Origin of the sequence: Holtiella tumoricola (assembly GCF_027857615.1) — a bacterium.
In the GTDB taxonomy this organism is placed as follows: domain Bacteria; phylum Bacillota; class Clostridia; order Lachnospirales; family Cellulosilyticaceae; genus Holtiella; species Holtiella tumoricola.
In genome coordinates this window covers 1-26,358 of sequence record NZ_JAQIFT010000069.1, presented here as the reverse complement: position 1 = coordinate 26,358, position 26,358 = coordinate 1, and the positions used below count along the sequence as shown (strand labels likewise).

Annotated in this window: 23 protein-coding genes and 1 tRNA gene; 21 read left to right on the top strand and 3 right to left on the bottom strand. The window is 32.6% G+C overall.

Annotation, left to right across the window (positions count from 1 at the left end; genetic code table 11):
* Positions 1 to 198: 198 nt before the first annotated feature.
* The 10 genes from PBV87_RS20935 to PBV87_RS20890 all read left to right on the top strand — a co-directional run bounded on the left by PBV87_RS20935 (position 199) and on the right by PBV87_RS20890 (position 9,917).
* Positions 199 to 927, top strand: coding sequence for a hypothetical protein (locus tag PBV87_RS20935; protein ID WP_271013613.1), 729 nt, complete (start codon positions 199 to 201; stop codon positions 925 to 927).
* Positions 914 to 1,789, top strand: coding sequence for a DNA adenine methylase (locus tag PBV87_RS20930; RefSeq protein ID WP_271013612.1), 876 nt, complete (start codon positions 914 to 916; stop codon positions 1,787 to 1,789). Before PBV87_RS20935 ends, PBV87_RS20930 begins: the two co-directional genes overlap by 14 nt.
* Positions 1,790 to 3,307: 1,518 nt before the next feature.
* Positions 3,308 to 3,961 carry a hypothetical protein gene (locus tag PBV87_RS20925; protein ID WP_271013611.1) on the top strand — a complete coding sequence of 218 codons (654 nt, stop codon included), beginning with the start codon at positions 3,308 to 3,310 and terminating at the stop codon, positions 3,959 to 3,961.
* A gap of 141 nt (positions 3,962 to 4,102) precedes the next feature.
* A complete protein-coding gene (locus PBV87_RS20920; protein WP_271013610.1) occupies positions 4,103 to 4,414 on the top strand; it encodes a hypothetical protein in 312 nt (103 codons plus the stop codon).
* A gap of 161 nt (positions 4,415 to 4,575) precedes the next feature.
* Positions 4,576 to 4,872 carry a hypothetical protein gene (locus PBV87_RS20915; RefSeq protein ID WP_271013609.1) on the top strand — a complete coding sequence of 99 codons (297 nt, stop codon included), beginning with the start codon at positions 4,576 to 4,578 and terminating at the stop codon, positions 4,870 to 4,872.
* Between the two features lie 306 nt (positions 4,873 to 5,178).
* Positions 5,179 to 5,820 (top strand): hypothetical protein, encoded by a 642-nt coding sequence (locus PBV87_RS20910; RefSeq protein WP_271013608.1) that lies wholly within the window; start codon positions 5,179 to 5,181, stop codon positions 5,818 to 5,820.
* 272 nt (positions 5,821 to 6,092) lie between these two features.
* Positions 6,093 to 6,857: a hypothetical protein gene (locus PBV87_RS20905; RefSeq protein WP_271013607.1), complete on the top strand. Its 765-nt coding sequence runs from the start codon at positions 6,093 to 6,095 to the stop codon at positions 6,855 to 6,857.
* Positions 6,858 to 7,219: 362 nt separating this feature from the next.
* Positions 7,220 to 7,804: a recombinase family protein gene (locus PBV87_RS20900; RefSeq protein WP_271013606.1), complete on the top strand. Its 585-nt coding sequence runs from the start codon at positions 7,220 to 7,222 to the stop codon at positions 7,802 to 7,804.
* Between the two features lie 211 nt (positions 7,805 to 8,015).
* Positions 8,016 to 9,521: a tyrosine-type recombinase/integrase gene (locus tag PBV87_RS20895; RefSeq protein WP_271013605.1), complete on the top strand. Its 1,506-nt coding sequence runs from the start codon at positions 8,016 to 8,018 to the stop codon at positions 9,519 to 9,521.
* A 207-nt stretch (positions 9,522 to 9,728) separates the two neighbouring features.
* Positions 9,729 to 9,917: a hypothetical protein gene (locus tag PBV87_RS20890; RefSeq protein ID WP_249331236.1), complete on the top strand. Its 189-nt coding sequence runs from the start codon at positions 9,729 to 9,731 to the stop codon at positions 9,915 to 9,917.
* Positions 9,918 to 10,146: 229 nt separating this feature from the next.
* On the opposite strand, the gene PBV87_RS20885 is transcribed toward PBV87_RS20890, so the two are convergent.
* Positions 10,147 to 10,446, bottom strand: a complete 300-nt coding sequence (locus PBV87_RS20885; RefSeq protein ID WP_271013604.1) for a helix-turn-helix domain-containing protein — start codon at positions 10,444 to 10,446, stop codon at positions 10,147 to 10,149.
* Between the two features lie 154 nt (positions 10,447 to 10,600).
* On the opposite strand from PBV87_RS20885, the gene PBV87_RS20880 reads away from it, so the two are divergent.
* From PBV87_RS20880 to PBV87_RS20855, 6 genes are all read left to right on the top strand, one after another.
* Entirely contained in the window at positions 10,601 to 10,792 is a 192-nt protein-coding gene (locus tag PBV87_RS20880) for a helix-turn-helix domain-containing protein (RefSeq protein ID WP_271013603.1), read from the top strand.
* Between the two features lie 93 nt (positions 10,793 to 10,885).
* Positions 10,886 to 12,265 carry an S-layer homology domain-containing protein gene (locus PBV87_RS20875; protein WP_271013602.1) on the top strand — a complete coding sequence of 460 codons (1,380 nt, stop codon included), beginning with the start codon at positions 10,886 to 10,888 and terminating at the stop codon, positions 12,263 to 12,265.
* Between the two features lie 67 nt (positions 12,266 to 12,332).
* On the top strand, positions 12,333 to 12,668 hold the full coding sequence (locus PBV87_RS20870; RefSeq protein WP_271013601.1) for a hypothetical protein: 336 nt from the start codon (positions 12,333 to 12,335) through the stop codon (positions 12,666 to 12,668).
* A gap of 49 nt (positions 12,669 to 12,717) precedes the next feature.
* The gene (locus tag PBV87_RS20865; protein WP_271013600.1) at positions 12,718 to 14,172 is read left to right on the top strand and encodes a hypothetical protein; all 1,455 of its coding nucleotides are present in this window, start codon (positions 12,718 to 12,720) and stop codon (positions 14,170 to 14,172) included.
* Positions 14,173 to 14,833: 661 nt separating this feature from the next.
* Complete coding sequence (locus PBV87_RS20860) at positions 14,834 to 16,960, top strand: HsdM family class I SAM-dependent methyltransferase (protein ID WP_271013599.1); 2,127 nt, start codon at positions 14,834 to 14,836, stop codon at positions 16,958 to 16,960.
* Between the two features lie 4 nt (positions 16,961 to 16,964).
* Positions 16,965 to 18,425 (top strand): restriction endonuclease subunit S domain-containing protein, encoded by a 1,461-nt coding sequence (locus tag PBV87_RS20855; RefSeq protein ID WP_271013598.1) that lies wholly within the window; start codon positions 16,965 to 16,967, stop codon positions 18,423 to 18,425.
* 808 nt (positions 18,426 to 19,233) lie between these two features.
* On the opposite strand, the gene PBV87_RS20850 is transcribed toward PBV87_RS20855, so the two are convergent.
* Both PBV87_RS20850 and PBV87_RS20845 read right to left on the bottom strand, forming a co-directional pair.
* Positions 19,234 to 19,306, bottom strand: a tRNA-Thr gene (locus tag PBV87_RS20850).
* Between the two features lie 99 nt (positions 19,307 to 19,405).
* Positions 19,406 to 20,041, bottom strand: coding sequence for a lactate utilization protein (locus PBV87_RS20845; RefSeq protein WP_271013597.1), 636 nt, complete (start codon positions 20,039 to 20,041; stop codon positions 19,406 to 19,408).
* Positions 20,042 to 20,214: 173 nt separating this feature from the next.
* Here PBV87_RS20845 and PBV87_RS20840 point away from each other — a divergent pair, with 173 nt between their 5' ends.
* The 5 genes from PBV87_RS20840 to PBV87_RS20820 all read left to right on the top strand — a co-directional run bounded on the left by PBV87_RS20840 (position 20,215) and on the right by PBV87_RS20820 (position 26,342).
* Entirely contained in the window at positions 20,215 to 21,465 is a 1,251-nt protein-coding gene (locus tag PBV87_RS20840) for a hypothetical protein (protein ID WP_271013596.1), read from the top strand.
* Positions 21,466 to 21,619: 154 nt separating this feature from the next.
* Positions 21,620 to 23,737 carry a YhgE/Pip domain-containing protein gene (locus PBV87_RS20835; RefSeq protein ID WP_271013595.1) on the top strand — a complete coding sequence of 706 codons (2,118 nt, stop codon included), beginning with the start codon at positions 21,620 to 21,622 and terminating at the stop codon, positions 23,735 to 23,737.
* Between the two features lie 96 nt (positions 23,738 to 23,833).
* The gene (sdaAB, locus tag PBV87_RS20830) at positions 23,834 to 24,496 is read left to right on the top strand and encodes an L-serine ammonia-lyase, iron-sulfur-dependent subunit beta (RefSeq protein WP_053985564.1); all 663 of its coding nucleotides are present in this window, start codon (positions 23,834 to 23,836) and stop codon (positions 24,494 to 24,496) included.
* Positions 24,497 to 24,531: 35 nt separating this feature from the next.
* On the top strand, positions 24,532 to 25,395 hold the full coding sequence (gene sdaAA / locus PBV87_RS20825) for an L-serine ammonia-lyase, iron-sulfur-dependent, subunit alpha (protein WP_271013594.1): 864 nt from the start codon (positions 24,532 to 24,534) through the stop codon (positions 25,393 to 25,395).
* An 83-nt stretch (positions 25,396 to 25,478) separates the two neighbouring features.
* Complete coding sequence (locus tag PBV87_RS20820; protein WP_271013593.1) at positions 25,479 to 26,342, top strand: NAD(P)/FAD-dependent oxidoreductase; 864 nt, start codon at positions 25,479 to 25,481, stop codon at positions 26,340 to 26,342.
* The last annotated feature ends 16 nt before the right edge of the window (positions 26,343 to 26,358 follow it).

Here is a 26,358-nt window from a genome sequence, read left to right as displayed (position 1 = left end):
CGGGAATCGAACCCGCGACCTCTACACTACCAATGTATGGGTGTAGAAATTTGAAAAAAGTGCTACAATCCTTGAAAAATAAGGTGATTTTAAATAGGAGAGTGACTTGCTTAAATGTGCAACATGGCAACACTATGCAGTTAGATTGAATTATAGTATAATAATTATAACATAAAGTATTGCATAAAGGGGGATTAGATGGCAACTATAATACGAGGTCAGAAATTTTTTTCAACTTCTAATCCAACAGAGGGTCTTTGGGATATCGAAGTTGGCTATGTGATTAGTGAAGATATATATATTGTGAAATTAACAAGTACCTTAAGGGGTAGGAAATATAAATACTATAAGCTTAATGAGCTATATACTAAAGAAGCTGAGGTTATCCATCAGTTAAGAGCATTTGGATACATGGATAAAGGGTTATATGCAAAAGTCATTGATTATATTGAATATATAAGAGTTTGTGATACTGAAGTCATTGACCTTGATGGAACACTCGATAAGTACCTTCGAAACGAAGATATTGAAGCTGAAGCAAATAGAGCATATGAAGTACTTCAAGAGTATGTAGAAAATAATATAGATGCATTTCCAAAACGTACAACTAATGGATATGAAGATGGTAAAAGTCAAGGGGTAATCTTTGATGATGAAAAGAATATAAAAAAATATGATGGACGAGTTCTTGTAATCCATAAACAATATTTAGATGGGATATTTGTAAATGAGCTAGGAATAATTGGAAAAGGCAGACATCAGGCTATACTTGAAGAATGGTGTAGGCAGGAGAGACTCTTTCCAACAGAGACTGGTAAAGAGAAACGGTATCAAAAGAAAGACCTTGTATTAAAAGATGGCATGACAGGTAAGGGACGTAAAGATGGCTATGTCATCCGATGGAGTAACTTAGATGAAGGTATCTAAAATTTCCATAATCTCCCGAATGGGTGGTAAATATCAACTCATTGATAATATTGTTCCCCTCATTACACAATGTGCTGTAGACTATAGCATAACCACATATGCAGAGCTTTGTGGTGGGGGTGCAAGAGTTCTCCTCAATCTTCCTAACAATCTCTTTGAACATCGCATCTACAATGAGATTGATATTGGAATTTGTAGTATTTTTCAAGTTCTTCAAAATAAGCTCTATACGGCAGAAATGATGAGTATGCTCGAAAAATATAGGTATAGTAGAGAAGTCTTTAAAATGGCTTGCGATGAGTTAAAAAGAGATAAGTCAGAGAGCAATTTGAATGTAGTTGAGCGAGCGACCTACACCTATATAGCAAGTACTCAAAGTCGAGCATCCAATATGGTGACTTATAGTCCAAGTGGTGAATATGAACAGGGATATTATGAAAAAATATCAAAATTAAAGGACTACTCTTATCTACTTGAAGATGTTGAGATACAAAATCAAGACTGTATGATATTGTTAGAAAAATATGAAAATAATGAAGACATGCTAATCTATTTAGACCCACCATATGTTCCTTATACAATGAATCATCCTAAAACCTATAGGGATAACTCATGGAATATAGAACATCATGAAAAGTTAGTCGATAAGCTTTTAAAAACTAACTGTAAAGTTATTCTTAGTGGTTATGCTAATGAAATTTATGCAGTATTAGAAGATGCAGGATGGCTCAAAATAAAATTAAAAGATGTTCATATAGCAAGCGGGGTAAAGGGAGAAAAGAAAGAAAAGAAAGAAGAGTATGTGTGGTGTAACTTCTCTATAAGTCCATATATCTTGCAAAAAATAAGTACAAGTAAGTAAAATACCCATAGACCCATAGCACCCATAACTTTTTTTGAAAGCGTATAGGCTTAAGAAATAGCTTAAATCTTAAGGTTATTAGGCATTTAGGATAGGACTGTGATTTATTGGTTTAGCATAAAATCTACAAAATGCTAAAAACAAAAGCATTTACAACGGGATTATATGTGAAAAATGCATAAATGCATAAAAAATATAACCTGATATATCCTTTATTCGTTATGTTTTAATCTTTATAAGGGTAGCAGGGTAATTTAGAGAAAACAGACCAACAATTATAAAAATGCATTTTTTACTAGTGGTAAGGATAGCGTTTATGGGGGTAAGGGGGCTGGGGCAAAGGGGTTAATAGGTTTGCTGAGGTTGTAAAAGTGACTTAGTCATTTGTGGTGTGTGACATTCAAACGTGACATTCAAACATGACATTCAAACATGACATTCAAACATGACATTCAACACAGCACAATGGATAGGTTACAACACGAGGCATTGTTCAACAGTTCCTATCTGTTCGAGTTGTTCAATAAGACAGAGCACTTCTCATTGGAGGAGTGCTTTTTATATTTCTCTAACCTTCATTTCATTCTCACTTTCATAATCTTTCACGCTTGCTCTTTTTAATGCAATTAAAAATCTAGTTAAACTATCACAATATAACTTCCCAATAACGGACTTTTTAAATCCATTATTTGCATAAATTCTTTTCAATCCTGCTAATAAGCTAAAACTAGGTGAATGAGCTCGTTTATGATTTCATTTACGTCTTATTAAACTCGTTAGGCATATCACATTTAAAAAAATAATTAAGAGTTTACAGCTCATGAATGGACAAAAATTATAGTAGATAGAGACAGTGGGTGACGGAATATTTCACACAATTTCAGACGGAGTTGCAAAAGTTACTACTGAGGTTCGCATAGATGAAAGCAATTCCTCAATCTGACCATTTAATCTACGTTATAATAAATGTAATTTAAAAAAAGCTTAAATGAGGGAGACTTTAAAAATGTATTTAAGTAAGAATAAAGGTAGTCCGAGTATTAGATATTTAAGTGATTGGTTATTTATGTTTTACTAGGGGGTAATATATAAAAATATTTCTTTGAGTATTAACAATTGCATTCTATGCAGGGTAATATCAAAACATAATAAAAGATTAAATAAAATACATAGTAGATTTTAAAATACACTTCGAGAGAAGTGTATTTTTTTCATTTAAATTTTTATAAGTGAGTAAAAGTAGTGTTTTCTAAAGGTAGCTCGTTTTTTTATGTTTGAACTGACTGGAGAAATTATCAAACAGATATGTTCTTTCAGATAACTGACCTGAATTTATATTAGTAAAAGTAGGAACTTAAAATAAAAGTTTTCATCAAGTTATTATTTTTGAGGGGGTATTTATTTTTCAATTTTCAAGGTGCAAACTTAGGAGTTTCAGAGTTTTCTACTTTATAAATAGCAAAGTTAGAATAACTTTAGTATGCTTATTCTAATTTTTAAGAGAGGAGTTAAAGCTGTATGTTTCTTAGAAAATTATATGAGGCACACTTCACAATTAAAGAAGGTCTGTCACTTTATAAAGAGGGGTCACCTGAGTGGCAATTAGAGCAGGATAAGATGAAGCTCTTAAAAATGATTATTCAATTTATCAAAACAGAGGGTGTGAAGCAAGCACCTGCAAAGGCTAAATTGGATGCTCTCATGAAAACTCATTTTGACTATGCTCGTGTAGCGAGCATGTTTAACACTACGGTAAATAGTATTAAAGCGTCTATAAGCTATTTATCTAAAAGCATTGAAAGTAAAGTAGGGGTAGACACACTTGACTTGCTTTTAGCAGGTGACATTGAGTCTGCTAGAGCTAACTTTCAGGCTTGTAGCAATATTTATAATCTTAATGACTTAATAATAGGTGACATTGCTAATAGAATTCCTTTCCATGTTCCTAAAGAGATGGATTTAGGAGACTGTGTAAGGGAGTTGGAATTTTTAAAATCTGTAAGTCTTCCTTATATAAGGGAAGGGTTCACTAACCTATCTTTAGAAAAACTTATTTTAATCAGGTATATCTTAGAAACTAGCGACAGTAGGTATTCGAATGAGAAAAGGCTACTTCATGTATACATATTAGGTAACATGAGTATGGAGGAACTTGTAGTTTCTCTAAAATAGGGGGATGAACTTAAAAAATCTTTTTCTACTAAACTGACATACAAAAAAATTAACACTTGAAAACAGACATTCATTATAAAGGTGTAGCAGGTAAGTAAAATGCTATAAAAAAATTAACAGTCCTTAAGGAGGAAATAAAAAATGAAAAAAATAATCGAAGGCAAGATTTACAACACAGAAACAGCTATTTTACTAGGTGAATACTCTAACGGTCTTTCACACAGCGATGCAAGATTTTTAGAAGAGGCAGTTTATGTAACAAAAAAAGGAGCATATTTCCTTTATGGTGCTGGTGGTGCTTTAACTAAATATGTGGAGCGTGCAGGTAACACTAGTTGGGGAACTTCAATAATCACAGTTTTAACAGAAGAGGAAGCATATAAGTGGCTTGAGAAACACAATAAGTGGCAAGTGATAGAGGAGCGTTTCAGTTCTTATATCGAAGAAGCTTAAATAAGTAAGTAAGGGGTAGCATTCTTAGGGATGTTACCTTTTTTTTTTCATTTAATAGGTTATTTCACTAGGAGACATAGGCTTAAAAATCAGCATAATTTCTCTCACATTTATTATAAAGGTAACAAAATCTAAAAATATAAAGTGAGGTGTATTAAATTATGTTTGCAATAAGGTCATTTAGTATCTGTGATACTGAGGAGGACATCCTGCTATCATCATTCAACAATGGACTAGATAGGGAGGACATAAGATATCATGAGGAAAGGTTATATAAAAATGTTGATGGTCTTATCTATTTATATATTTACGTTGGTGGGCTTGCTTCATCTACCTATATAGAGCGAGGAGAGGCAGAGGCTATTATTCTACTTGCTGACGAAGAGGCTGAATCATGGCTTTTGGCTCATGGTAAGTTTGAGAAACTTACTGATTTGTTAAATGCAGTAGATAATTAGGATATTTTTAAGATTTAATTTTTCTAAGTCCATAAAAAGGTCTATTCTTTTTATTAAAGATTAAAAAATACTTCTTTTATAAAGCATTTCTAACATTTTTAGGTTGACCTATTAAAAAAGTAGTTTTTCACCTTAGTTAAAACGTAGTGAATTAAGGCTTTTAGTCATTGTTGAAATTAGGGTGATAAACTTTCCTATGTTTAACATAAAAAGTTAGGTGGGGTAGCATTTCAAAATGCATTTGTTCATTGTCAATGTGATAGGCACTTATATTAATTATAAAAATCCAATAAGGAGGTTATGATGATGACTAGAATATGTAAAGAGTTACTTATCCAATATTTACAAGCTTATAGTAGCAAAGAGAAAATGTTAGCTCATTATATCTGCTATGTCCGTGAGGAATTACCTTGGGGGGATACTGTTTATATCGCTACTCAGAATAAGGAACTTTTTGCTGAGTTTGTAAAAGGCTTAGGGGCAGTCGATGCTTCCTATTTAGTAGAGTTATTTAAAGATTATGATACCTGTGTAGCAGAAGGCAATGCTTGTGGTGAAATGGCACTTTGTATGAAATTGAATGCTAAGGGGTATTTAGAGTTAGCTATAGTTCCTGTAGATATTTCTAATTTTGATATTCAGATTGCTCCTGTTTATGTAGTAGTAGAAAAAATTAATAAGTTATTTAATGCATTAAAAGAGGGGAAAACTCTTATCAACTATAAAACACCTGCAGGTATTCAAGGCTTACATACCAGCTTAAACTGGCTTGATATAGACGCTTGGGGGCAGGGGGTTGCTGGAAGTGAGTGGAGGCAAATAGTTCAACTTTCTAATCGTTATGGAGATATTGGACAAGTCATTCTCCCTAACCTTAACCAACCATGTCCAACATATGAGCATATCAATGTGTTAGACATCTTAAAGGTTGAATTGCTAGAGGAGTAGATTATTTTAAGACAGTCATTAGGGCTGTCTTTTCTTATTTATATAGGGGTAGCATATTAAAGTTTTAATACACAATTAAAAACAGACTAAAAGTTATATTACTTGTAGTAAAAAAATCTTATTTAAGTTTAAAAGGAGGTTTTTTGATGTTTCCAATAAGTGAAAAAGTCAAACGAGCATACGGTTGGTTAAATCGGGAGACAACGATCGAACAATGTCTAGACGTTCCTGCTCATCTCAACTTGTACAACATTGCTCATAAGCAGGGGGTTTTGATTGATTTTCTAAAACCATCAGGTTGTCATTGTTCTAGACCGTTAAGTCAAATCTCAGGTTTAGCAAACACACCTATGAATATTCAGATAGCTCAGGTTCAACAGGAGATATTAAAAAGTTTTAGTTTACCTTTAAGTCATGACTTTTATAACTTGCATCTGAATAACCTGATAGTGAGTTATCTGCTTTATAGTTCTTTATGCTACGTTCAAAGTGAGGGACAAAATGGACTTGACAGTTACTATGTTACTAAACAGAGTACAATTTTAGATGGTCTCAAACCGTTCATTGTTTCTAAGGACATCGCTAAACTCAATAAAGGTTATTTCGATGACCGTTACAAAACGACACTATCTGAACTGACAGAGTCAAAACACAAAGTGATAGTACTTAGAGCTGATGCTGATGGGTATCATCTAGGTAAAGGCATTTTTTATAGTAATAGCAGAAATAATGCAATCTATCCTGCATATGCTCTTCGTGGCTATAAAAAAACCTTACTTGGGGTTCTCAAACGTAGAGTAATTCGTATTAGTTGTTTAGATAGTTCAGGTGGAGATATTAAGTTTGTGACAACACTCAATGGCGATGCATTGTGTAAATGGTTAGGTACATCTCAGTTAAGTCAATGTCAACCTATATGGAGACAGGTTGAGGGGTCATATTGTGAGGCTAACCTTACACTTCCTAATCTAAATACTTCTAATGAGTTTGTAACCGTGAACTTGCTACATATTAAAAATGTGCAAATTCTCCTTTAGGCTAGATAAGCTCCAAAAATAAGCTACGCTAAGTTCTAGGCTGTAGGGGTATTACCTATAAGGTATTTAATTAAATCCTTACAAAAGTGTATACGCTGTTCAAAATTCTATATATCCCACTGGCTGTATTTCATTTCATCTAGTGGGTTTTCTAAGGCTTAGTTCTTACCAAAAGTGTGCTTTTGGGAGACTCCTTGTTAGCAATATAGAAAACGTCCATTTGGAGTAGGGGGTTCTTTCAAAAGCTCTTCCAAAAGGTATTCCCTAAAACCTCTTTCAAAACCTTATTAATTATATGGGGCACCACTTCCTAAAAAGATTTTTACTACGCAACATCATATATAAAGAAAGAAGTGATTTATATGGCAATTAAAACGTTCGGTTATGCAAGAGTTTCAAGTACGGACCAAAATCTTGATAGACAACTCGATGCTCTTAAACAGTTTGGTGTCAGCGAGTGTGATATCTTTCAGGAAAAAATTTCAGGGGTTAAAAAAGATAGACCTGCATTTGAAGCTCTAAAACAACAACTACGTGAGGGTGATACTGTGGTTGTTGAGTCCTTGTCTAGGCTCTCACGTTCTGCTAAAGATTTACTAGCTTTAGTTGAGGAATGGGATGCTAAAGGTATCAAATTTGTATCTCTTAAAGAGAATATAGACTTTTCCACTCCTACAGGTAAGCTCATGCTAGGTATGCTCTCATCTATGGTTGAGTTTGAAAGAAACATTATGCGTGAACGTGCTGACGAAGGTCGAGCAGCCGCTCGTGCTCGAGGTATGACTGGTGGAAGACCTAAAGTGAATCAGGAAAATTTAAAGAGAGCACTTCGCATGTATGACAGTAAACTTCATTGTGTCAGAGAAATATGTGAGGTCTGCAAGATAAGTTCTTCTACTCTATATCGTGCACTTAATGCGAGGTCAGTTGAAGAAATACATAAATAGAAAAGTTATTAAAATTCGCACCTAAGGTTAAAAGCAAGCATAGTAGATAGCTTGTACAGACTGTAAGGTGCTTTTTTAGTGCTTTTAAGCATCTTAATATTGGGGTAACTGATAAATTTTTTCTAACGAACGGACATGCGTGCAAAATAAGCACTTACAAACTGACATTGCTTATTCCTTTTAGAAAACAAATAAAAGGAGGGCATTGTATATGTCTAGTTTAGTCAAAGTTTTAAGAGAAAAGTATGGTCGTGAGTTTATCTCAGTAGAAGAGTTGAGTAGTGAGTTAGGCGTTAGTGTAAGCGAGCTTATAATGGAAGCTAAAAGTAAAAAAATAAAAGCGGTAAAAATTGGAAGAAATATACAATTATCTTTAAAAGGTATTGAGTGTATGCTTAGCGATGAAGAGTTAAATGATAACGAATATCAAAATTCACTTGACCAAGTGGCAACACCTACGGTAACATCTGAACAATCAGATGAAAGAATAGAACTTGTGGAGTGTGATGTTGATATGTCTAAAGGTTGTATTACATATGTAAAATCTAGTAATAGGTGGATACTACAAATAGACTTAGGTAAAACAGTAGATGGAAAACGTATAAGAAAAAGCAAGTCTTTTAAAAATGAAGAAGATGCAAGACAGGCATTAGCACTAGAACTTGCTCAGTTAAATAAAATTTCACAGAGGGAAGTAGGAGACATTTACTGGAAAGGGAATCCTATAACAAGTCAAACACAACTCAAAGATTTCTTTGAGTACTTTCTATCCCTTTGCACTGCGAAACCTCATACTATAGAGGGGTACTTTGAAACAGCAAGACAAATAGCAAGAGACTTAGGTGAAGTATCACTTCAAAATCTAACTACTAGTGTTATTACACAGTTTTTTAACGATTTCAAAAAAAACTATGCACAAGCAACTATTAATAAAACATTCAGTGTTCTTAAAAGGGCTCTAGAGCTAGCAAAGGAATGCGAGCTTATAGAGAAAAATCCAATGTCTAATATGAAACGACCTAAGACAACTAAAGAAGGGGAAGTGAATAAACAAGTGTATAAAGCATTTAAAGATGAAGAACTTAAACAAGTTCTTAAAGCTTGTAAAGAGTATAGTCAATGTACCTACACAATGGCTAAAGTGTTGCAGTATACAGGACTTAGACCAGGTGAATTGCGTGCACTTGAGTGGCGTGATATTGATTTTGAAGTAGGGGTCATACATGTTAGGCAAGCAGCCACACAGGAACGTGAAGGCATGACTCTAGAAAGTAGGGGGACAATTAAGTCAGTAATAGGCACAACGAAGACACCTTATAGTGTTCGTAAAATTCCAGTTAATTCTGAAGTGCTTGAGGTACTTAAAGAGTGGCAGGAATATGTAAAATCTGATAGGGCGTACGAAAAGGCTAGAAAATGTCAGTATGTTTTTCCATCTACAAGAGGTGGGATGATAGGGAGCACTGGCTTAAGTATTAAGTTTCGAAAGGCTATGCAACAAGCAGGATTACATGGTAGAGGTTATGAACTTTATACGTTTAGGCATACATTCTGTACTAACTTGATTAAACAAGGGGTTGATATTCCAACAGTTCAGAGACTTATGGGTGATAATACTACAGATGTTATCTTAAAGATATACACATCGGTTGAAGAGAGAGACCTTTTATCTGCAACTAAAAAGTTGAAAGGATATTTTGAGAATAGAGACTTATAATAGAGTAGTTCATTTAAAGAGACACCTGTATAAAATGTTGGTGTCTCTTTAGTATTTTTATCAAAAGTATTATGTAAAATGGTAAATTTATGCTATACTAAAGAGGTTAAATAAAACCATGCAGGGTGGCATGGGGGTTGTATGTTACCCTCCTGAGGGCTGTGAAGTAGTGTAAATTACATCATAACTCGAAAGGGGGTGCTATGGATGGAATTTGTACTCATGACAATCTTGGTTATAGTGATTGCATTAGCGATTATTATATATCCAAAGAAAGATACTTTTATTGATAAAGTTAAACTTAAAGGTAGTTTTAAATCCTTTGAATTAGAAATTAGTGCAAAACAAAAGAACTGTCCACCCGTTACGAAAGACAGTTCTAACTTAGATAAATAAATTGTAAGTTTTCATAGCCCCAAATACAAAACATTCAGGGAGCATCAGTGTTACCAGCACTGGTGCTTTCTTTATACCCATATTATAACACAACTTCAATAGAATTAAACACTAAATTTTTATAGTTAAAGGAAATAAACAAAATATAAAAGTTAGCTTTAAGAACTAACTAGAATAATATAAACAAAGCTCCTTTCTTATACTCGAATAGAGATATGAGAGGAGCTTTTTACTTTGTAAATGATTGAAGTAACTCACCAAGTAGCTTGATTTGTTCGGGAGAAAGCTTTTGAGAAATATCTAAGAGTTCTTGAAGATGTGGAGGTAAATCTTTAGGAGTATTAAAGAATTCACTTAAAGTAATACCTAAAGCGTCACAAATAATAGAAAGCGTTGGAACATCAGCAATTCTATTATTATTTTCTAATTTACTGATAACAGCTTGAGAAAGGTTGCAGGCTTTAGCAAGCTCAGTGGTAGTTAATCCTTTTGCAGTTCTGAGTTGTTTTAATCTTTTGGCAGTATCCATTTTTATCACCTATATTCTATTTTGGAATAAATCTATTGAGTTTATTGTAAAAAGTGAGCGGGTATAAAACAAATAAATTTCTAAAAAAGAATAAAAAACTTGAAATGAATTCATATATAGAATAATATAGTGTTATGGAGGTGTTCACAAAACTATGCATAATATTAAAGAATTAAGAGTGTTAAATCAATTAACACAAGCAGAATTAGCAAAGCAAGTGGGTATGACCCAAGCACAAATTTGCAAAATTGAAAAAGGTGAGAGAGCTTTAAAAGCAGAAGAAGTTTTACTCTTTTCACGAGTATTAGGTGTAACAGCTGTAGAAATTCTAAAGGAAAGTATTTAAGGGTTTAAATTGTATAAGAAAATAAAAGTAGGTACTCTTGGTACTATTATAAATCAAATAAAGATAAACTTAAATGAGAGGAGAATTAAAATTATGTGTAAAAACAAGTTAAGACAAGTACTTATGTCAGGGGTAGTAGCAGTTTCAGTAGTTCTAGTTGGGGCATCTCCTACATATGCAGATACAAATAAGATGATATCTCATCACTTCACTGCAGTGAGTGAATATAGAAACAATACATTTGGTGATGTAGTTTCAAAGGATTGGTTCTCTAGCAGTGTTCAATCCGTTTATGAGTTAGGGCTAATGGCAGGAGAATCCGAAGATAAGTTTAACCCTAATGGTTCGATTACCATAGCACAAAGTATAGCAATAGCATCACGTATTCATGCAACTTATCATACAGGTTCACAAGATGTACTTAATCAATATAGTGGTGACAAGTGGTATTCAGGGGTAGAACAATATGCAATTGAAAATGGTCTTATTAAACAAGGTGATTTTACGAGTGAGAGTATGAATAGACCTGCTACAAGAGCAGAACTTATTTACATTTTAGATGGTGCAGTTCCAGATACTATGCTAGAACCTATCAATTCAGTAAATAATATTAAAGATATGAACATGAGTAGTAAGTATAGTAGTGAAATGTATAAAATGCTTAATGCAGGGGTAATTAGTGGTTACCAAGATAATACCATTAAACCTAATAATAAGATTACAAGAGCAGAGGTAAGTGCAATTGTAAGCAGACTTATTAAACCTTCTGAAAGGTTAAAGGTAGAACAACTACAAAATGTTCAGCAATATGATTCAACTTTCCATGTGCAAGTCAATGGAGCGATAATGAAAAATATTGATATGGTAAGTGCAACATTTGAACTTACTGATAGTAAGGGGAATTCATTTGGGACGCTAACTACTAGTAAGGATAATGCAACAGAATGGTATTCCAATATCTTAAAGTTTAATGTACCTAAATATAAAGAAGGCGATGTATTCAGACTCTATTTACGAAATTATGATGCGAATGTAGAAGGGGTCTATTTTAACTCGATTGAGGAGTTGGAATTAAAGAAAGATCGTTATGTTGAAATTAAAGTGACACAAGGAATAAGTGAAGACACAAATAAACCCATACTTTACGGAGCAAGTGAAACAGAGTACATACCTGAAATAAATATATTTGCAACAAACCCTAATAACATAGGTATTGCTTTTGAATTAGATGGACAATACAAAGAAGGAATTTATTTTTATGTAAAAGATTTAGTAACAGGGCAGGAAACGGGGTATTCAAGCATAGATACTTATATTCCTTACCTAAAGGAGAGTAACTCTCAATTAGAGGTTACCTTAGAAAGTGAGCATTTTGTGATGCTTATAGATGGAAAAGAAACGAAAAGTACTTTAATAGATTTTAGTGAGTATGAAGATGGACTTATTAAGTTGAAAGTTAAAAAGATTAAGTAGATAAATAGGCTATTCAGCTCATAATAGTCAATCATGATAGATGTAAAGAATTAAAGGAGGATTCATGATGTGGAGTCAAATTAGAGATGGATTACACGCATATGAAGTGAGTAAGCGATTTGGTGCAGTAATGTTTTGGGAGACAGTGGTAGCAAGTTGTATTATAGGAGGGATTAATGAGTCCTTATGGGCAGGGGTCATAGCATTTCTTGGAATATTAATAGCATGGAGCTTACCACTTATAGGAACAATTATGATGGTAACAGTATCAGGGCTATATGGTTATCTTGTATGGGAAATATTACGTCTATTTGGAGTACATAGTGCACTTTGTTTTTTAGGATTGGCACTAACCTTTTTGGTGGCATTTGGAAGTCATGTGATGACAGCAGGTAATGGCTGATAATGAAGTGAAAGAAAAAGGTTTAGCATTATATCAAGAGGTGGTTTAAGTGAGTAACAAATTATTAAATGTGGTTAAATCTATAGGTGTAGGAGCATTGCTTATAGGATTAAGTGGAATAAGTAATCTTTTATATGCAACTACAGTAGATACAGCTCTAGCTAAGGGGTATTATAATGTTTTAACAAATGTTATTAAGATGCATGGTATCTATAAAGATTTAGGAGAGGTAAGAGGGAATGGTTTAGTCTATGCAAATCTTCAAGATTTTGAAGGGGATGGCATTCCAGAACTCTATATGATACGTTCACAAAATGATGAAAACAGTATAGGTGGATATGTAGAATCCATATGGGGGTATAAGTCAGGCAAGGCTTATCCTATCTCATCAGAATATAATAATATAAGACATCGTAGAGATAGTCGAGACATCTATATGACTAAAATAGAAGGCAAAGATTACTTGGTACATAGAACACAATTATCTCATGGTCATGGAAAGTCTCCTTATGATAATGTAAGTATAGACGATATAGCAATTTATACAGTAAAAAATGGAAAATTAGTAAAGATTGAAGAAGTAAAAGGTTTATGGGAATCAACAGTTGATGATTCTTTAAAGGAACGCAAATCATTCACTCAGATACAAGGTGGTAAAACTAAAACAATCACTGAAAATACTTATAATAATCTAATGAAGAAGTACACAGCAGGAACACTCATTTGTTATGGTGAAGCAGGTTCACCTGCATTTAGTATTGATACTTCAAATGGCAATGAGCAACTCATGAAGTTCTATAAGGAACTAGATAATAAGGCAAATAAGGCGAATGCTTCTATTAAAGATGTTTACTCTACTAAATCTAAAGAAGAAAAAGAACAAATAGGAAGATTTTTATCAAACTTTCCTTATGCACTTACAGACTTTAATATTGCAAAGTATAATGACCATGAGTTAATTAAAGTAGGACAAATCAATCAATGGCATGGATTTGTAGATTTAACAAATGGAGAGAAGGTAACGAGTACAATGATTAATGAATGGTATTATGATGGATTTCCTATGAGTACTGTAGATAAATATGTATATAGTCTATTTGGGGTAAAACCAGATATTACTAGAACACAGGGAAAGGATTTTTTTCATTATTATAAAGCAAAAGATAAGTATTACTTTCCTATTATAGAAGGAATGAATCCATCAAGATATGGAACAAATATCAAGAATATGTATCAATTAAATAACACGACTTATTGTATAACATTTGACTTATATGAAGTTGATTTAACACGTTTAGAGAGTTGGAAGGATGATTGGACGAAACCTTATAGCAATTGGACTAGTGAACAAAAGCAATATGGAGAAGTAAAAGGAATAGGCTATGCAGTCGTTAAACAAGTTTCTCAAAATGGTAAGTTAGGATGGAATCTTCTAGAGTATCATAAAGATGGTGGAATTTTATCAAACAAACAATTAGAAGCACTTCAGAAAAAATATAAATAGTCAGGATTGAAAGTATATATATACATATAATGCATCTCTTGTTAAGCAAGGGGTGCATTTTTCAGTGCTTATTGTACAGGTAGGTAGTTTTATAGGTGATAGATGAAACATTAAATAATATGTGTCACGAATATTATTTAATGAAAGTTGATTTGAAAAAATACATAATTTTTTTGATTTTACAGTAAATAGAACTCTAAGAAGAGCATATTACTTAGAAGATTAACGACATACTATAACTAAAGAGTTAAGTATGGGCAGGGGTGAACTAAAAAATGAAAAGACATAAGCAAAAATTTTAAATAGATAAGAAGAAAATATTAGGTTACAAGAATTGATAAAAAGCAAAATAAATAGTACATGATAAACTAGTAGGGTTCCTAAACCGTGTGTCGTAGATTCGAATCCTATCAGATGCATTAAATAAAGCCTTACAATTACTTGGTTTTCAAGAATTGTAGGGATTTTTGTTATGTGTTGAATTATGAAGGAAGTTTCAATTAGTGGTCATTAATGTCGTTTTTTTCAATTAGGAGTCGTCTTTAGGGTGTCAAAAGGGCGACGTAAAAAAGATATTAAAAAGTATAAACAACTAGGGAGGTTGAATTCTGGTGGTATACAATAGTATAATAGGGGATAAAGTGTAGAAGGAAGGGGTACTATGTTGAATTTCTCACAAGCAAAAATTAAATTTGACACCGAATACGGGAGTAAGGAGGAAATAGCAAAATCATTAGTTACAGTAGATGGAAAATATGTAGAAAATATATCTATTAAAGATGTAAATAATAAGCCGAATGAAGAATATTATAAGTGGCAATTTATTTATTCTGTTATTTTATCAGGGTTATACCCAAGAGACCACATAGGAACGGAAATATACTTTCCTAAAGGAAATATCAACTCAGACCCAATTAAGATAGATGCTGTTATCTTTAGCTCAGTAGAGTGGGTAGATTACTATAAGAAGTATAGAGAGAACAAAAAGGATGTAGATTCGCTAAATAAAGTAAGAGAATTAGCTATTTGTGTTATAGAATTTAAAAGAAATGATAAGAAAATAGAACAAGTATTTAGTTCTCAAATAAGAGCTTCTATTAATGAGCCAGAAGGCAATTTTGTGATGGGAGTATATTATGATACAGGTAGGCTATTTCTATTTAAAAAAATAGCTAATGTAATTACCAGGTTTGATAATGCAAAAAATTTCCTTAGAAGTCAAAGGATACTAGAAAAATATCAGCTAGAAATTACAGACCCTTATTATTTAATACCTAGTTACCATGATTTAATGAGAGCAATTAATAAGGGAGAAGTTGGGACAAGAGAGAAGTTAAAAATAGAAGACTTAGATATGGTATATACCATAAATGATGAAAGTATGAAAATGGCATTAAGTCACATACTGAGAACTTTGGAATCGGTTAGTTTGTTTAATGAAGAGGGGTACTCTTTATTAATTCAACTAATTGCTTTGAAAATATTTGATGAGAAGCAATCAGACCAACATGGAAGTTTCTTAAGATTTTATATTAATGAAGATGAAAATTTAGTATCTAATTTAAGTGAGCCAGGTGTCCAAGTTTTTATTGAAAGGATGAAAGAATTATATAAGGAAGCTAAACGATACTATAGAAATATTTTAGCTGAAAACAGAATTACATGGACTAATATTAGACATGTTAGGGTTGTTGCTGAGATTGTAAAACAATTTCAAGTATATTCATTCTATAAATCAAGAAAAAGTGATTTATATCAATTAGTATTTTATAACTTTGCAACTAAATTTAAAAAGGATGAAAATGCGCAATTTTTAACACCATTACCAATTATAGAATTTATAGTTAATATAGTTAATCCTCGAAGAAATGAAACAGTATGTGACCCTTGCTGTGGAAGTGGAGATTTTTTATCTATGAGCTATGTTAATTCAGGTGCAAAATTAGATGATAGAAATTTATATGGATTTGATAATGACTATAACATGACAGTTTTAGCACAGTTAAATATGCTACTTAATGGAGATGGAAACGCAGCAATAAAATATTTTCCTGATAAAGGGTCTATTAATCATAAATTATCTACTGAAGGTAAAGGCGTAAAATTAGATACAACTAAGCATGCAGGTGGTAAGTGGGATGTATGGTATGATGAAACTGAATTAATGAAGTATGATGTTATTTTAACTAATCCCCCATTTGGAAAGGGAAGAAGCTTAGATTTAAGTAAAGCACAGGACTTAGAAGTTGCAAAGCTATATGAATTATATGATTTATATGTGCAGGAAAATCCAAAGCAAGGATTAGATTTAGGTGTTGTATTTTTGGAAAATACAGTAAGGATACTAGAAAATAATGGTCGATTTGCTATTGTTTTAAGCAATGCGATAGCATCCAATAATACTTGGGGATTTGTAAGAGAATGGTTATATAAGAAGGTGAGATTAGTTGCTTTATTTGACTTACCATCAAATGTTTTTGCAGAAACAGGTGTGAATACAACAATCATAGTAGGATATAAGCCAACGCCAGATAGGTTAGAGGAGTTAATTGAATCTGATTATGCAGTATTTGTTAAAGAAATAAAGAATGTAGGATACATTAAAAAAACATCAAATAGAAATGTAGTATTTGAAAGTGATTACTTATTAGATGAAGAAAGTTTTGAAACAATAATAGATGAGCATGGTGAATCTAGAGTAAATGAAGATTTTACTGAAACAATAAGTCAGTTCAGAGAATGGTGTTTATTCCAAGAAGCTGAGTTGAAAAAAATATTTTTGGAGTGAGAAAATGGAAGATGTTATTATCCCAGAAGAAGTAAAGATTAGTGATATTATTAACAGAAATAGTTTATCACCTAATAACTACAAAGAAATTAATATACCAAATAAACACCAAAAAGAACTGAAAGATTTTTTAGATGATAATGTACCATATATAAAAGGTGAAGAACCAGGTAGCATAACTTATGTAGAAAAATCCAATGTTAGTTTTTTGAGAAATAGCTGTATAAATAAATTTAACTATGGATTTGACAGAGAAAAGTTGATTTGCTTAAATCCTAAGTATGAATTTAATAATATGGTTTATAATCATGATGTTTTATTATGTAAAGATGCCAATATTGGGGATACATGTTTATTTATTCAAAATTCAAAGAAAGACATTGTTTTTTCTTCAGGATTAGTGAAATTGAATTTTAAGGAGAAAAAATATAAATATTACTGTTTAGCTCTATTAAAGGATTCTTATTTTTTAAAACAATTAGATGCATTAACACCTAAAGGTTCAACGATAAGGCACTCAGGAGAACTTTTTTTGAAATGTAAATTGCCATATGTACAAAATCAGGAATGGGTGTATGATTTTTTTGAAAGTGTTACTAAAAATATAGCATATGCAGAACATTACTCATATGAAAAACTACGTTCTAGTAATGCAATGTTAGAAGATGAAATAATAAAAAGAAAATATAGTTATGTTCAACCTACATTTAGTAAGTTAGTAGAAGAGAATAGGGTTGATGCGGGTATCTATTCGGACACTGTATTCAATTGGTATCATAATGTACTAAATTATGATAAGGGATATGAAAGTCTTGAAGAGTATGGATTTAAGCTAAAGAGAGGACCTAATTTAGCTAAGCGTGATTTAGGGAGGTCTATTCAGACCAAGGAATATAAACCTAATTTCAATGTATTGGTATATCCTAGTGATATTAGTAACGCAGGATATATTCTAGAAGAAACATATTTAGGTGCACGAAATGAAGTATGGTTCCTAGAGAAAAGTAATATTTTATTTTCTTCTGAAGGAGTAGTAGGTAAAACATTTGCAATTTGTGATGAGAGCATGAAATTTACTACTAACTTCCATGGAACCATTATTTACCCAATAAATCAAGAGACACCACTTTCTAAATCTATTTTTTTAGCTTTATACTTAAATTTTTTACGTGAGAATAAAATATTAGAGAAAATGGCGGTAGGGGGAAATGGAGGAAGTTTTGCCATAGGATATTGGGATATGATTTTAATTCCTAAGGTAGATGATACTTTTAAAAATGATATAGCAAAATTATATTATAACCCGAAAGAGCTAAAAGTAGATGAATTTGATGAAGATAAAATAAAGAGCTCAGGAGTATTTGATTTAAATAACTTTAGGATAAAGTGTTTTGCAGTATTACAGTTAGTTATAAATGATTTAAAGCAAGGTAAATTGAAGGATAAACAAAGTTATACTTGCTAAAATAAGAAAAAATGTAATAAAAGTTTAAATGACTATATATTATAATAATAGGATGTTAAAAGTGTCTTGTTATTATAAGTGGTAAAATTGAAATAATAGTTTGAAAAATCATATATCTAATATAGTTTTATAGAGAATGACTACATGTTAAAAGTGAGGAAATAATTTTCACTTGCTACTAATGTAGTCATTATTTTATGCTCAAAAATAGCTTTTGGAGTTTTACAGGGAAGAAAGTAGATGATATTTAAATGTGAACTTAAGTATAACATTGTAATAAAGCATATGAAATTTAAGATAATATAGATTCATATAAAATTTGTAAAAAGTATAAAGCTAAGGAGTCTAAAATCTGTGCATGCTAAGAGAGAGATAGCAAATTAGTTTGATAATACTTAGATTAAAATGCGGATAGTTTTAATATGAAATATTAGCATATAAATACGGTTTTTTTACGTGTCCGTCCAGCAGGTAATACTCAAATAAGTAAAATAAACAGGAAGGTAAACTTAAAATGTTATTAAGGCATTAGTATTCTAGTACTAGTGTCTTTTTTTTAGTGTGTGAAATAAAAGTGCAATATAAAATAGAAAAAATGTAATATACTATAAAAATTAAATAAATCCATGCTAATAAGATGGGATTGTATGTTGCCTTCTTGGAGAGGTTACGAAGTATTGAGTAAATTATATGATGTTGGAAGGGGGCAACACAAGAGGCAACAAAGATGGCAAATGGCAACACAAAACAAGTTAAATAAAAAAGTGAGTAGCTCCAAATGCTTTTGAAGTTACTCACTTTTTTATACAGCTGCTAGCGGGAATCGAACCCGCGACCTCTACACTACCAATGTAGTGCACTACCGACTGTGCTATAACAGCGCATGACTGAATGCTCAATTAGAATATCATATTACTGTACATTTGTCAATATTGGTAAATCAAAATTAAGAATAAAGTTAATTGGGAAAGCTTAAGGATTTAATACCCTAAGCTTTCACCAACTAAGATAATGTGAATACGATCAGCTTCCCGACTATTGCGTGTAATAACAGTGTGCATACACATGCAATCAGGATTTAAGCAATTGCCGCAAACGCCGACAGTACCACAAGGCGTATTACGATTAAGACGAATGCCATTTTGTGGACAAGCAGTTGCTTTAATACGTGCAATACCTTCTTCAACATTAGTAGTCACTTTATTCATCCCAACAATCATAACAACTTTTTTAGGACCATAAATCATAGCAGAAACACGGTTACCGTTACCATCAATATTGATCAGTTCTCCACCTAATGTAATTGCATTGCTACTCATTAAATAGAAGTCAGCAAAATAGCTACGACGAAGCATGTCGTCTATCTCACTAGGAAGAGCACGGGCTCTATCATAGAGTGTATATGTACCTTTTTCATAAAGTGCATCTAAGAGACCGATTTCTTTAATACTTTCAGAGCCACCCCAAGAAATACTAGAGCCTTCTGGTATCATAGAAAGGGCTAATTTAAGCGCATCTTCTTTTGTTTCACAGTAATAACCATTCATATGACGTTTTTGAAGTTGTTTCATAATAACATCAGCTTGTTTAGCAAAGAACTCTTTTTGAATAGACATGAAAACACCTCACAATAGAATTTAATGTACTCTTATTATAACATAATGTAAAGTTCAAGAGTGAATAATATTAAACCTTAACAAATCTTAATATTAAAATATAGTTACAATACTTGTAAAATTTAAACAAAGGAGTATAATTGTCTATGAAAAAACTTTTAGGGAGGATTATTATGAAGAAGAGATTATTACCCGTTCTTTTACTTGTGCTTGCACTTGTTTTCACAGGTTGTAGTACAACTCAAGTAGAATTTTGGAACAAATGCCAAGAGTCTAGCAAATGGGAAGCAAGTACAATTAAAGCTAAAATGGCAATGGATATGACAGTAGCTGATGAAACTATGAAAATGACAATGGATATGGATGGACATGCTAATACAGCAGATATGAGTAGTGAACTTACTATGAATATGAATGCTACAGCTACAGGTCAAGTAATTAAAGTGAATGATGCAAAAATCATTATGAAAGATGATAAAACTTATATCAGTAAAAACTACTTAGCACAATGCTTTGCAGTAGATGGTATGACTGTACCAGAAATCTTAACAAATGCTGATACAGATTTTATCACATTTACAGATAGTAATGAACAAACAGCTATGATGATGGCTTTTGTAAAACAAAGTATGTTAGAAGATCCAGCAAAATACTATGAAATGATGAAAAATGTTGCTGCAGATTTAGGATTTGATGTAGCAGTAACTAAAAAAGATAATACATATACAATCGAATTAAATGAAAAAGAAGTATTAGCTCTTGTAAAACAAATTATTTTAACAACAACAGAGAATATTGAAAGCTTAAATACAAAATACCAATTAAACATTCCAGCTGACAAAATTGCAGAATTAAAAGGTCAAATGGATGAAGTCAAAGTACAACTTGATCAACTTATACCAATGGCAGAAGCTATGGTAAAAGGTACATTTAAAATGGATTATACTTTTGGCAAAGATGTAGTGAATCAAAAATTAGTAATGAATTTTGCAATTCCTATGCTTAATATGACTATGAATATGAGTATGGATGCTGATACTGCAAAAGCAGAAGTAAAAGAAATCAAAGCACCAGAAAAAGTGTTAGAAATGACACAAACAGAATTAATGGAAGCAATGATGCCTAAAATGGCTATCATTAACACAAACACAAATATCATCATGGATGGTATGGGAAAAGAAGAAACTTGTAAAGTGCTTGTTAAAGCAGATAAAGTTTATGTACCAGCAAAACTAACATTAGGTTACCTTGGTCAAGAAGTTAAATATGACGAAGTAGCTAAAAAAGCTGGTATTGAAGTAGATGGTACATTTGTAGCACTTAATACTATTACAGACAATAGTACTTCATACATTAGTGTAGAAGAACTTCAAAAATTAGGCTATACAGTAGAGAAAGCGGTTGGTTCAATTGCAATCTACTAAAAATTTCTAAATAGATACATGAAAAAAGGAAGGTAAATGGAAAGCTCATTAAAAGAGTTTTTCATTTTATCTTCCTTTTTTCATGTGAAAGTATATTTTAACTTTCAAAACCAAACTATAAAGATAAGAAAATATGTAGGCAAAGGATATGAATATGAGAAAAATAGGGACAATTTTTAAACAAGATTTAAAACGTATGACCACTAATATTCCTACATTTATTATTGTGTGTGGGTTACTTATTTTACCTTCGTTATATGCTTGGTTTAACATCAAAGCCAATTGGGATCCTTATGGTGCAACAGGAGGAATAAAAGTAGCTGTTGTTAATGAGGATCAAGGGACGATACTTTTAGATGAACCATTAAATATTGGTAATCAGGTCATTGAAGAACTGCAAAAGAATACGAAATTGGGATGGGAATTTGTAGGATTAGAAGATGCAGAATATGGCGTACGCAGTGGGAAGTATTATGCATACATTAAGATTCCTTCTACTTTTACTGAAGATCTAAAAAGTATTACAACTCAAAATCAGCAAAAGCCTACATTGGTGTATGTAATTAATGAGAAGAGTAATGCCATTGCACCTAAAATAACTTCAAGTGGTGCCAATTCACTTAAGGCAACGGTTTCAGAAAATATTATTACTACAGCTAATGAAGTAATCTTTGAAGCATTTAATCAAGTAGGTTTTTCCTTAGAAGAAAATATGCCACAGCTTAAAGACCTTGCCATAGCTATGATGGAGTTAGATGAGAATAGAGAACAAATTGCTAAAGATATTACACGTTACTATGAAGGTATTGTACAAGCAGAAGAAGTATTAGAAACAGTAGGTGATAAGCTTCCTTTAGCAGAAGATACAGTTATTCAAATAGGGCAGGTAGCAGCCAATGCACAAGAGGCATTAGAAGGGACCTCTGAAGTACTCAGAGATATTGGAGATACAACAGAAAATACATTGAATGAAATGGAAAACATCGCAGGTGATGTGATAGACTTTGTAGAGCAGGTAAAAACTGAATTAAGTAACTCCGAAGCAGTTTATGATACTTTACAAGATATACAAGGGGCAGTAGGGAGTTTAAAAAAGATGAATCAAAATGTCATGGGGCTTTTAAGTGTACTTAAGCTACCTCATGATTCCTTAAAGAATCTCAATATAAGTTTAAAGACATTAGAAGCAGAACTTAATACAGCAAGTGATATGCTTGTACAAGGTAAGGAACAAGCTTTAAGTGGTTTAGAAACTATTAATATAGAAACCATTAATATAAAAAGTACGATTACAGCAAGTTTAACTTTCTTCCAAAATGAATTAAGACCACAGATTAATCGAATGATTAACCAAACGACTCAAATAGCAGGGCAAGTAAGTACACTTAGTAAAGATGTGACCTTACTGTTTCCAAAACTTGAAAATGTAGAAGGTTTAGGGATTGATGCGCTTCAAAAGGGGGAAAAGGTTCTTAACAAAGTGCAAGAGCAGTTACCAATGGTTCAAGATGAACTTCATAGATTTGCAGAGAAATTAAGTTTCTTTCAAAATGGAGAAGAGCTAGATAGTCTCATAGAACTTTTAGAAACCAATCCAGAACTTATAGCCAAATATATTGCTTCACCAGTTGTGCTAGAGGAAGAGGCACTTTATCCTATTCCTAACTATGGTTCAGCGATGACACCTTTTTATACTATTTTGGCAATATGGGTAGGTATTGTTATTTTATCAGCTATGCTTACAACAGAATCTGCCTTAGAAGATGTCACACCGAGAGAAGAATATATAGGTAAGGGCATGACTTATCTTTTTCTATCTTTAATCCAAAGTTTAATTATTGCATTAGGAGACCTTTTCATTTTAAAAGTTTATGTATCTAATAAACTAGCTTTTATTCTCTTAAGCCTGGTGAGTGCTTTTGTATTCACCTGTGTTATTTATACATTGGTTGCTTTATTTGGTAACTTAGGAAAAGGGATTGTAATTATTTTATTAGTACTACAAATTTCTTCGGCAGGTGGGACCTTCCCAATCGAAGTTATTCCACCTTTCTTTAGAATTATAAGTAGATTTGTGCCTTTTACCTATGCTATAGGTACTTTAAGAGAAGCTCAAGGGGGAATATTCTATCCAAACTTATATAATCAACTTATTCATTTAGCTGTATTTGCTATTGTATTTTTATTAGTAGGTTTACTCTTTAAAAAATCATTAAAAATTGTACATGAACTTTTTAATGAAAAGTTTAAGCTTTCAGGATTAGGCGAATAGACGTTTTAGATGTAGGTTGAAAAATAGATTTGGCTTATAAACCACATCTATGTATAATATAAAAGGAAATGTCAAAAAGAGACGAGGTAAAAAGACATGAAAGAAATAAGTATTTTTGACGTAATTGGACCAAATATGATTGGACCTTCCAGTTCACATACAGCAGGAGCGGTACGTATTGCACTTATGGTACGCAAGCTCGTTCAAAAACCAATTTGTGAAGTGAAGTTTATTTTATATGGTTCTTTTGCACAAACTTATAGAGGGCATGGGACAGATAAGGCCCTTGTAGCAGGTATTTTAGGCATGGACACAGAAGATGAACGCATTAAAGATGCTTTTTACCATGCAAAAGAAGCTGGTCTTAAATATACATTTGAGCCAAATGAAGTAAAACATACAGATCATCCTAATACAGTAGAGGTTATTGCCAAAGATGAAACAGGAGATATTACAACTGTTGTTGGTGTTTCTATTGGCGGTGGTAACATCCGTATTGATCAAATCAATGGCATTGATGTAGAGTTTACAGGTGAATACTGTACAATGATTATTAAACAACAAGATACACCAGGGGTTGTGGCTCATATTACAGAAGCCCTTAGTGATTACAACATTAATATTGCATTTATGCGTCTTTATCGTGAAAGTAAAGGAACAATGGCCTACACTATTATTGAAACAGACGAAAATATAGATGAAGGCGTAGTGGATAAAATCAGAAATCATTCATCTATTTTAAAGGTAACCATTATATAGACAAGCTTTTTAGGTAAAGATAGGAGACATTAACTATGAACTTTCAAACAGCCGAAGAGTTACTTAACCTTTGTAAGGAACATGGACTTCCTATTTCAAAGGTTATGCTAGAACGTGAAAAAACAATAGGTCATATGAGTGAAGAGGAAATTTTAAAGGCACTTATGCACGCTTATGATATTATGAAAAATGCAATTAAAAGGTCGCTCACAGAAGATCTCACTTCAATGGGAGGACTTATTGGTGGAGAAGCTAAAAAGATCTATAAAAGAAAAGAAGATTCAGCTTGTGGTAGCTTAGTCTCTAAAGCCATTAGCTATGCAATGGGTGTATTAGAAGTCAATACTTCAATGGGACTTATTGTAGCAGCACCAACAGCAGGATCATCAGGAGTTATTCCAGGTGTATTTGTAGCTATTCAAGAAGAACGTGGATTTAGTGATGCAAGAATGCTTGAAGCACTTTTAAATGCAGGTGCGGTAGGATATCTTATTACGCGTAATGCCACAGTATCTGGGGCCGAAGGTGGATGCCAAGCAGAGATTGGTTCAGCTTCAGCAATGGCAGCTTCAGCAGTAGTAGAACTTCTTGGTGGTACACCTGCACAATGTTTAGATGCAGCATCTACAGCGCTAGCAAATATTTTAGGACTTGTATGTGACCCAGTAGGTGGATTAGTAGAAGCACCTTGTCAAAATAGAAACGGCATGGGGGCTTCCAATGCCTTAATTAGTGCAGAGATTACATTAGCGGGTATTAAGCATCTGGTTCCATTTGATGAAACTGTAGAAGCAATGTATAAAGTAGGTCGTAGTATTCCATTTGAACTACGTGAAACAGCACTTGGTGGTCTTGCAGCGACAAAAACAGCTTGCCAAAGATGTGGTAAGTGTGACTAGGTTACCAAAATAATTTACTCAATAAGAAAAAAATCACATATAATATAAGTGAGCAATAAAAAGACAGAAGGTGAGGAACTATTATGTTAGATATCGCAATCATCGGCGGAGGACCAGCAGGTCTATCTGCTGCTATAAATGGTGTTATTCGTAATAAGAAAGTAAAAATCTTTGGAAATGATATTACAACCAGCTATTTATATAAAGCTGAAAAAATAGATAATTATATTGGGATGATGGGTGCTACAGGTCAAGAAATGATGGAATCTTTCTTAGGCCATGCAAAAGAGATGAATGTTGAGATAGAAAATAAAAAAGTTTTAGAGATCTTCAATATGGGTGATTTCTATATGCTTAATGCAGAAAATGAATTTATTGAAGCTAAAACAGTTATTTTAGCAAATGGGATTACAAAAGCAAGTTCTGTAGAAGGTGAAGAAGCCTTTCTAGGTCGTGGTGTAAGTTATTGTGCAACTTGTGATGGTCCTTTATATAGAGGTAAAACAGTAGCCCTTATTGGTGATAGTGCCCATGCAGAAGAAGATGTAAACTATTTAAATGAAGTATGTGAAAAAGTTTATTATATTCCACTTTACAAAAATGTAGGTTCTCTTGGAGAACGTGTTGAAGTTGTAAGTGGGAAACCTAAAGCTGTAGAAGGTGAAGGTGTTGTTAATAAGCTTGTGCTAAAAGATGGGGAACTTGATGTAAGTGGTGTATTCATCATTAAAGAAAGTATTCCAACAACACAACTTCTTAAAGGTCTCGAAATTGATGAAAAAGCGATTAAAGTTAATCGCTTTATGGAAACTAATATGCCAGGTGTATATGCTGCTGGAGACTGTACAGGTCGTCCTTACCAAGTGGCAAAAGCAGTAGGAGAAGGTGCTACAGCTGCACTTCAAGCAGTAAGTTATCTTCATACAAAAGATAAAGTATCTAAATAGTAGAATAAAGAGGTCA

What these genes read in the sequence shown, in the direction of transcription:
- PBV87_RS20935 (WP_271013613.1), top strand. Translation starts at nt 199, where the DNA reads ATGGCAACTATAATACGAGGTCAGAAATTTTTTTCAACTTCTAATCCA.
- PBV87_RS20930 (WP_271013612.1), top strand. Translation starts at nt 914, where the DNA reads ATGAAGGTATCTAAAATTTCCATAATCTCCCGAATGGGTGGTAAATAT.
- PBV87_RS20925 (WP_271013611.1), top strand. Translation starts at nt 3,308, where the DNA reads ATGTTTCTTAGAAAATTATATGAGGCACACTTCACAATTAAAGAAGGT.
- PBV87_RS20920 (WP_271013610.1), top strand. Translation starts at nt 4,103, where the DNA reads ATGAAAAAAATAATCGAAGGCAAGATTTACAACACAGAAACAGCTATT.
- PBV87_RS20915 (WP_271013609.1), top strand. Translation starts at nt 4,576, where the DNA reads ATGTTTGCAATAAGGTCATTTAGTATCTGTGATACTGAGGAGGACATC.
- PBV87_RS20910 (WP_271013608.1), top strand. Translation starts at nt 5,179, where the DNA reads ATGACTAGAATATGTAAAGAGTTACTTATCCAATATTTACAAGCTTAT.
- PBV87_RS20900 (WP_271013606.1), top strand. Translation starts at nt 7,220, where the DNA reads ATGGCAATTAAAACGTTCGGTTATGCAAGAGTTTCAAGTACGGACCAA.
- PBV87_RS20895 (WP_271013605.1), top strand. Translation starts at nt 8,016, where the DNA reads ATGTCTAGTTTAGTCAAAGTTTTAAGAGAAAAGTATGGTCGTGAGTTT.
- PBV87_RS20890 (WP_249331236.1), top strand. Translation starts at nt 9,729, where the DNA reads ATGGAATTTGTACTCATGACAATCTTGGTTATAGTGATTGCATTAGCG.
- PBV87_RS20885 (WP_271013604.1), bottom strand. Translation starts at nt 10,446, where the DNA reads ATGGATACTGCCAAAAGATTAAAACAACTCAGAACTGCAAAAGGATTA.
- PBV87_RS20880 (WP_271013603.1), top strand. Translation starts at nt 10,601, where the DNA reads ATGCATAATATTAAAGAATTAAGAGTGTTAAATCAATTAACACAAGCA.
- PBV87_RS20875 (WP_271013602.1), top strand. Translation starts at nt 10,886, where the DNA reads ATGTGTAAAAACAAGTTAAGACAAGTACTTATGTCAGGGGTAGTAGCA.
- PBV87_RS20870 (WP_271013601.1), top strand. Translation starts at nt 12,333, where the DNA reads ATGTGGAGTCAAATTAGAGATGGATTACACGCATATGAAGTGAGTAAG.
- PBV87_RS20860 (WP_271013599.1), top strand. Translation starts at nt 14,834, where the DNA reads ATGTTGAATTTCTCACAAGCAAAAATTAAATTTGACACCGAATACGGG.
- PBV87_RS20855 (WP_271013598.1), top strand. Translation starts at nt 16,965, where the DNA reads ATGGAAGATGTTATTATCCCAGAAGAAGTAAAGATTAGTGATATTATT.
- PBV87_RS20845 (WP_271013597.1), bottom strand. Translation starts at nt 20,041, where the DNA reads ATGTCTATTCAAAAAGAGTTCTTTGCTAAACAAGCTGATGTTATTATG.
- PBV87_RS20840 (WP_271013596.1), top strand. Translation starts at nt 20,215, where the DNA reads ATGAAGAAGAGATTATTACCCGTTCTTTTACTTGTGCTTGCACTTGTT.
- PBV87_RS20835 (WP_271013595.1), top strand. Translation starts at nt 21,620, where the DNA reads ATGAGAAAAATAGGGACAATTTTTAAACAAGATTTAAAACGTATGACC.
- sdaAB (WP_053985564.1), top strand. Translation starts at nt 23,834, where the DNA reads ATGAAAGAAATAAGTATTTTTGACGTAATTGGACCAAATATGATTGGA.
- sdaAA (WP_271013594.1), top strand. Translation starts at nt 24,532, where the DNA reads ATGAACTTTCAAACAGCCGAAGAGTTACTTAACCTTTGTAAGGAACAT.
- PBV87_RS20820 (WP_271013593.1), top strand. Translation starts at nt 25,479, where the DNA reads ATGTTAGATATCGCAATCATCGGCGGAGGACCAGCAGGTCTATCTGCT.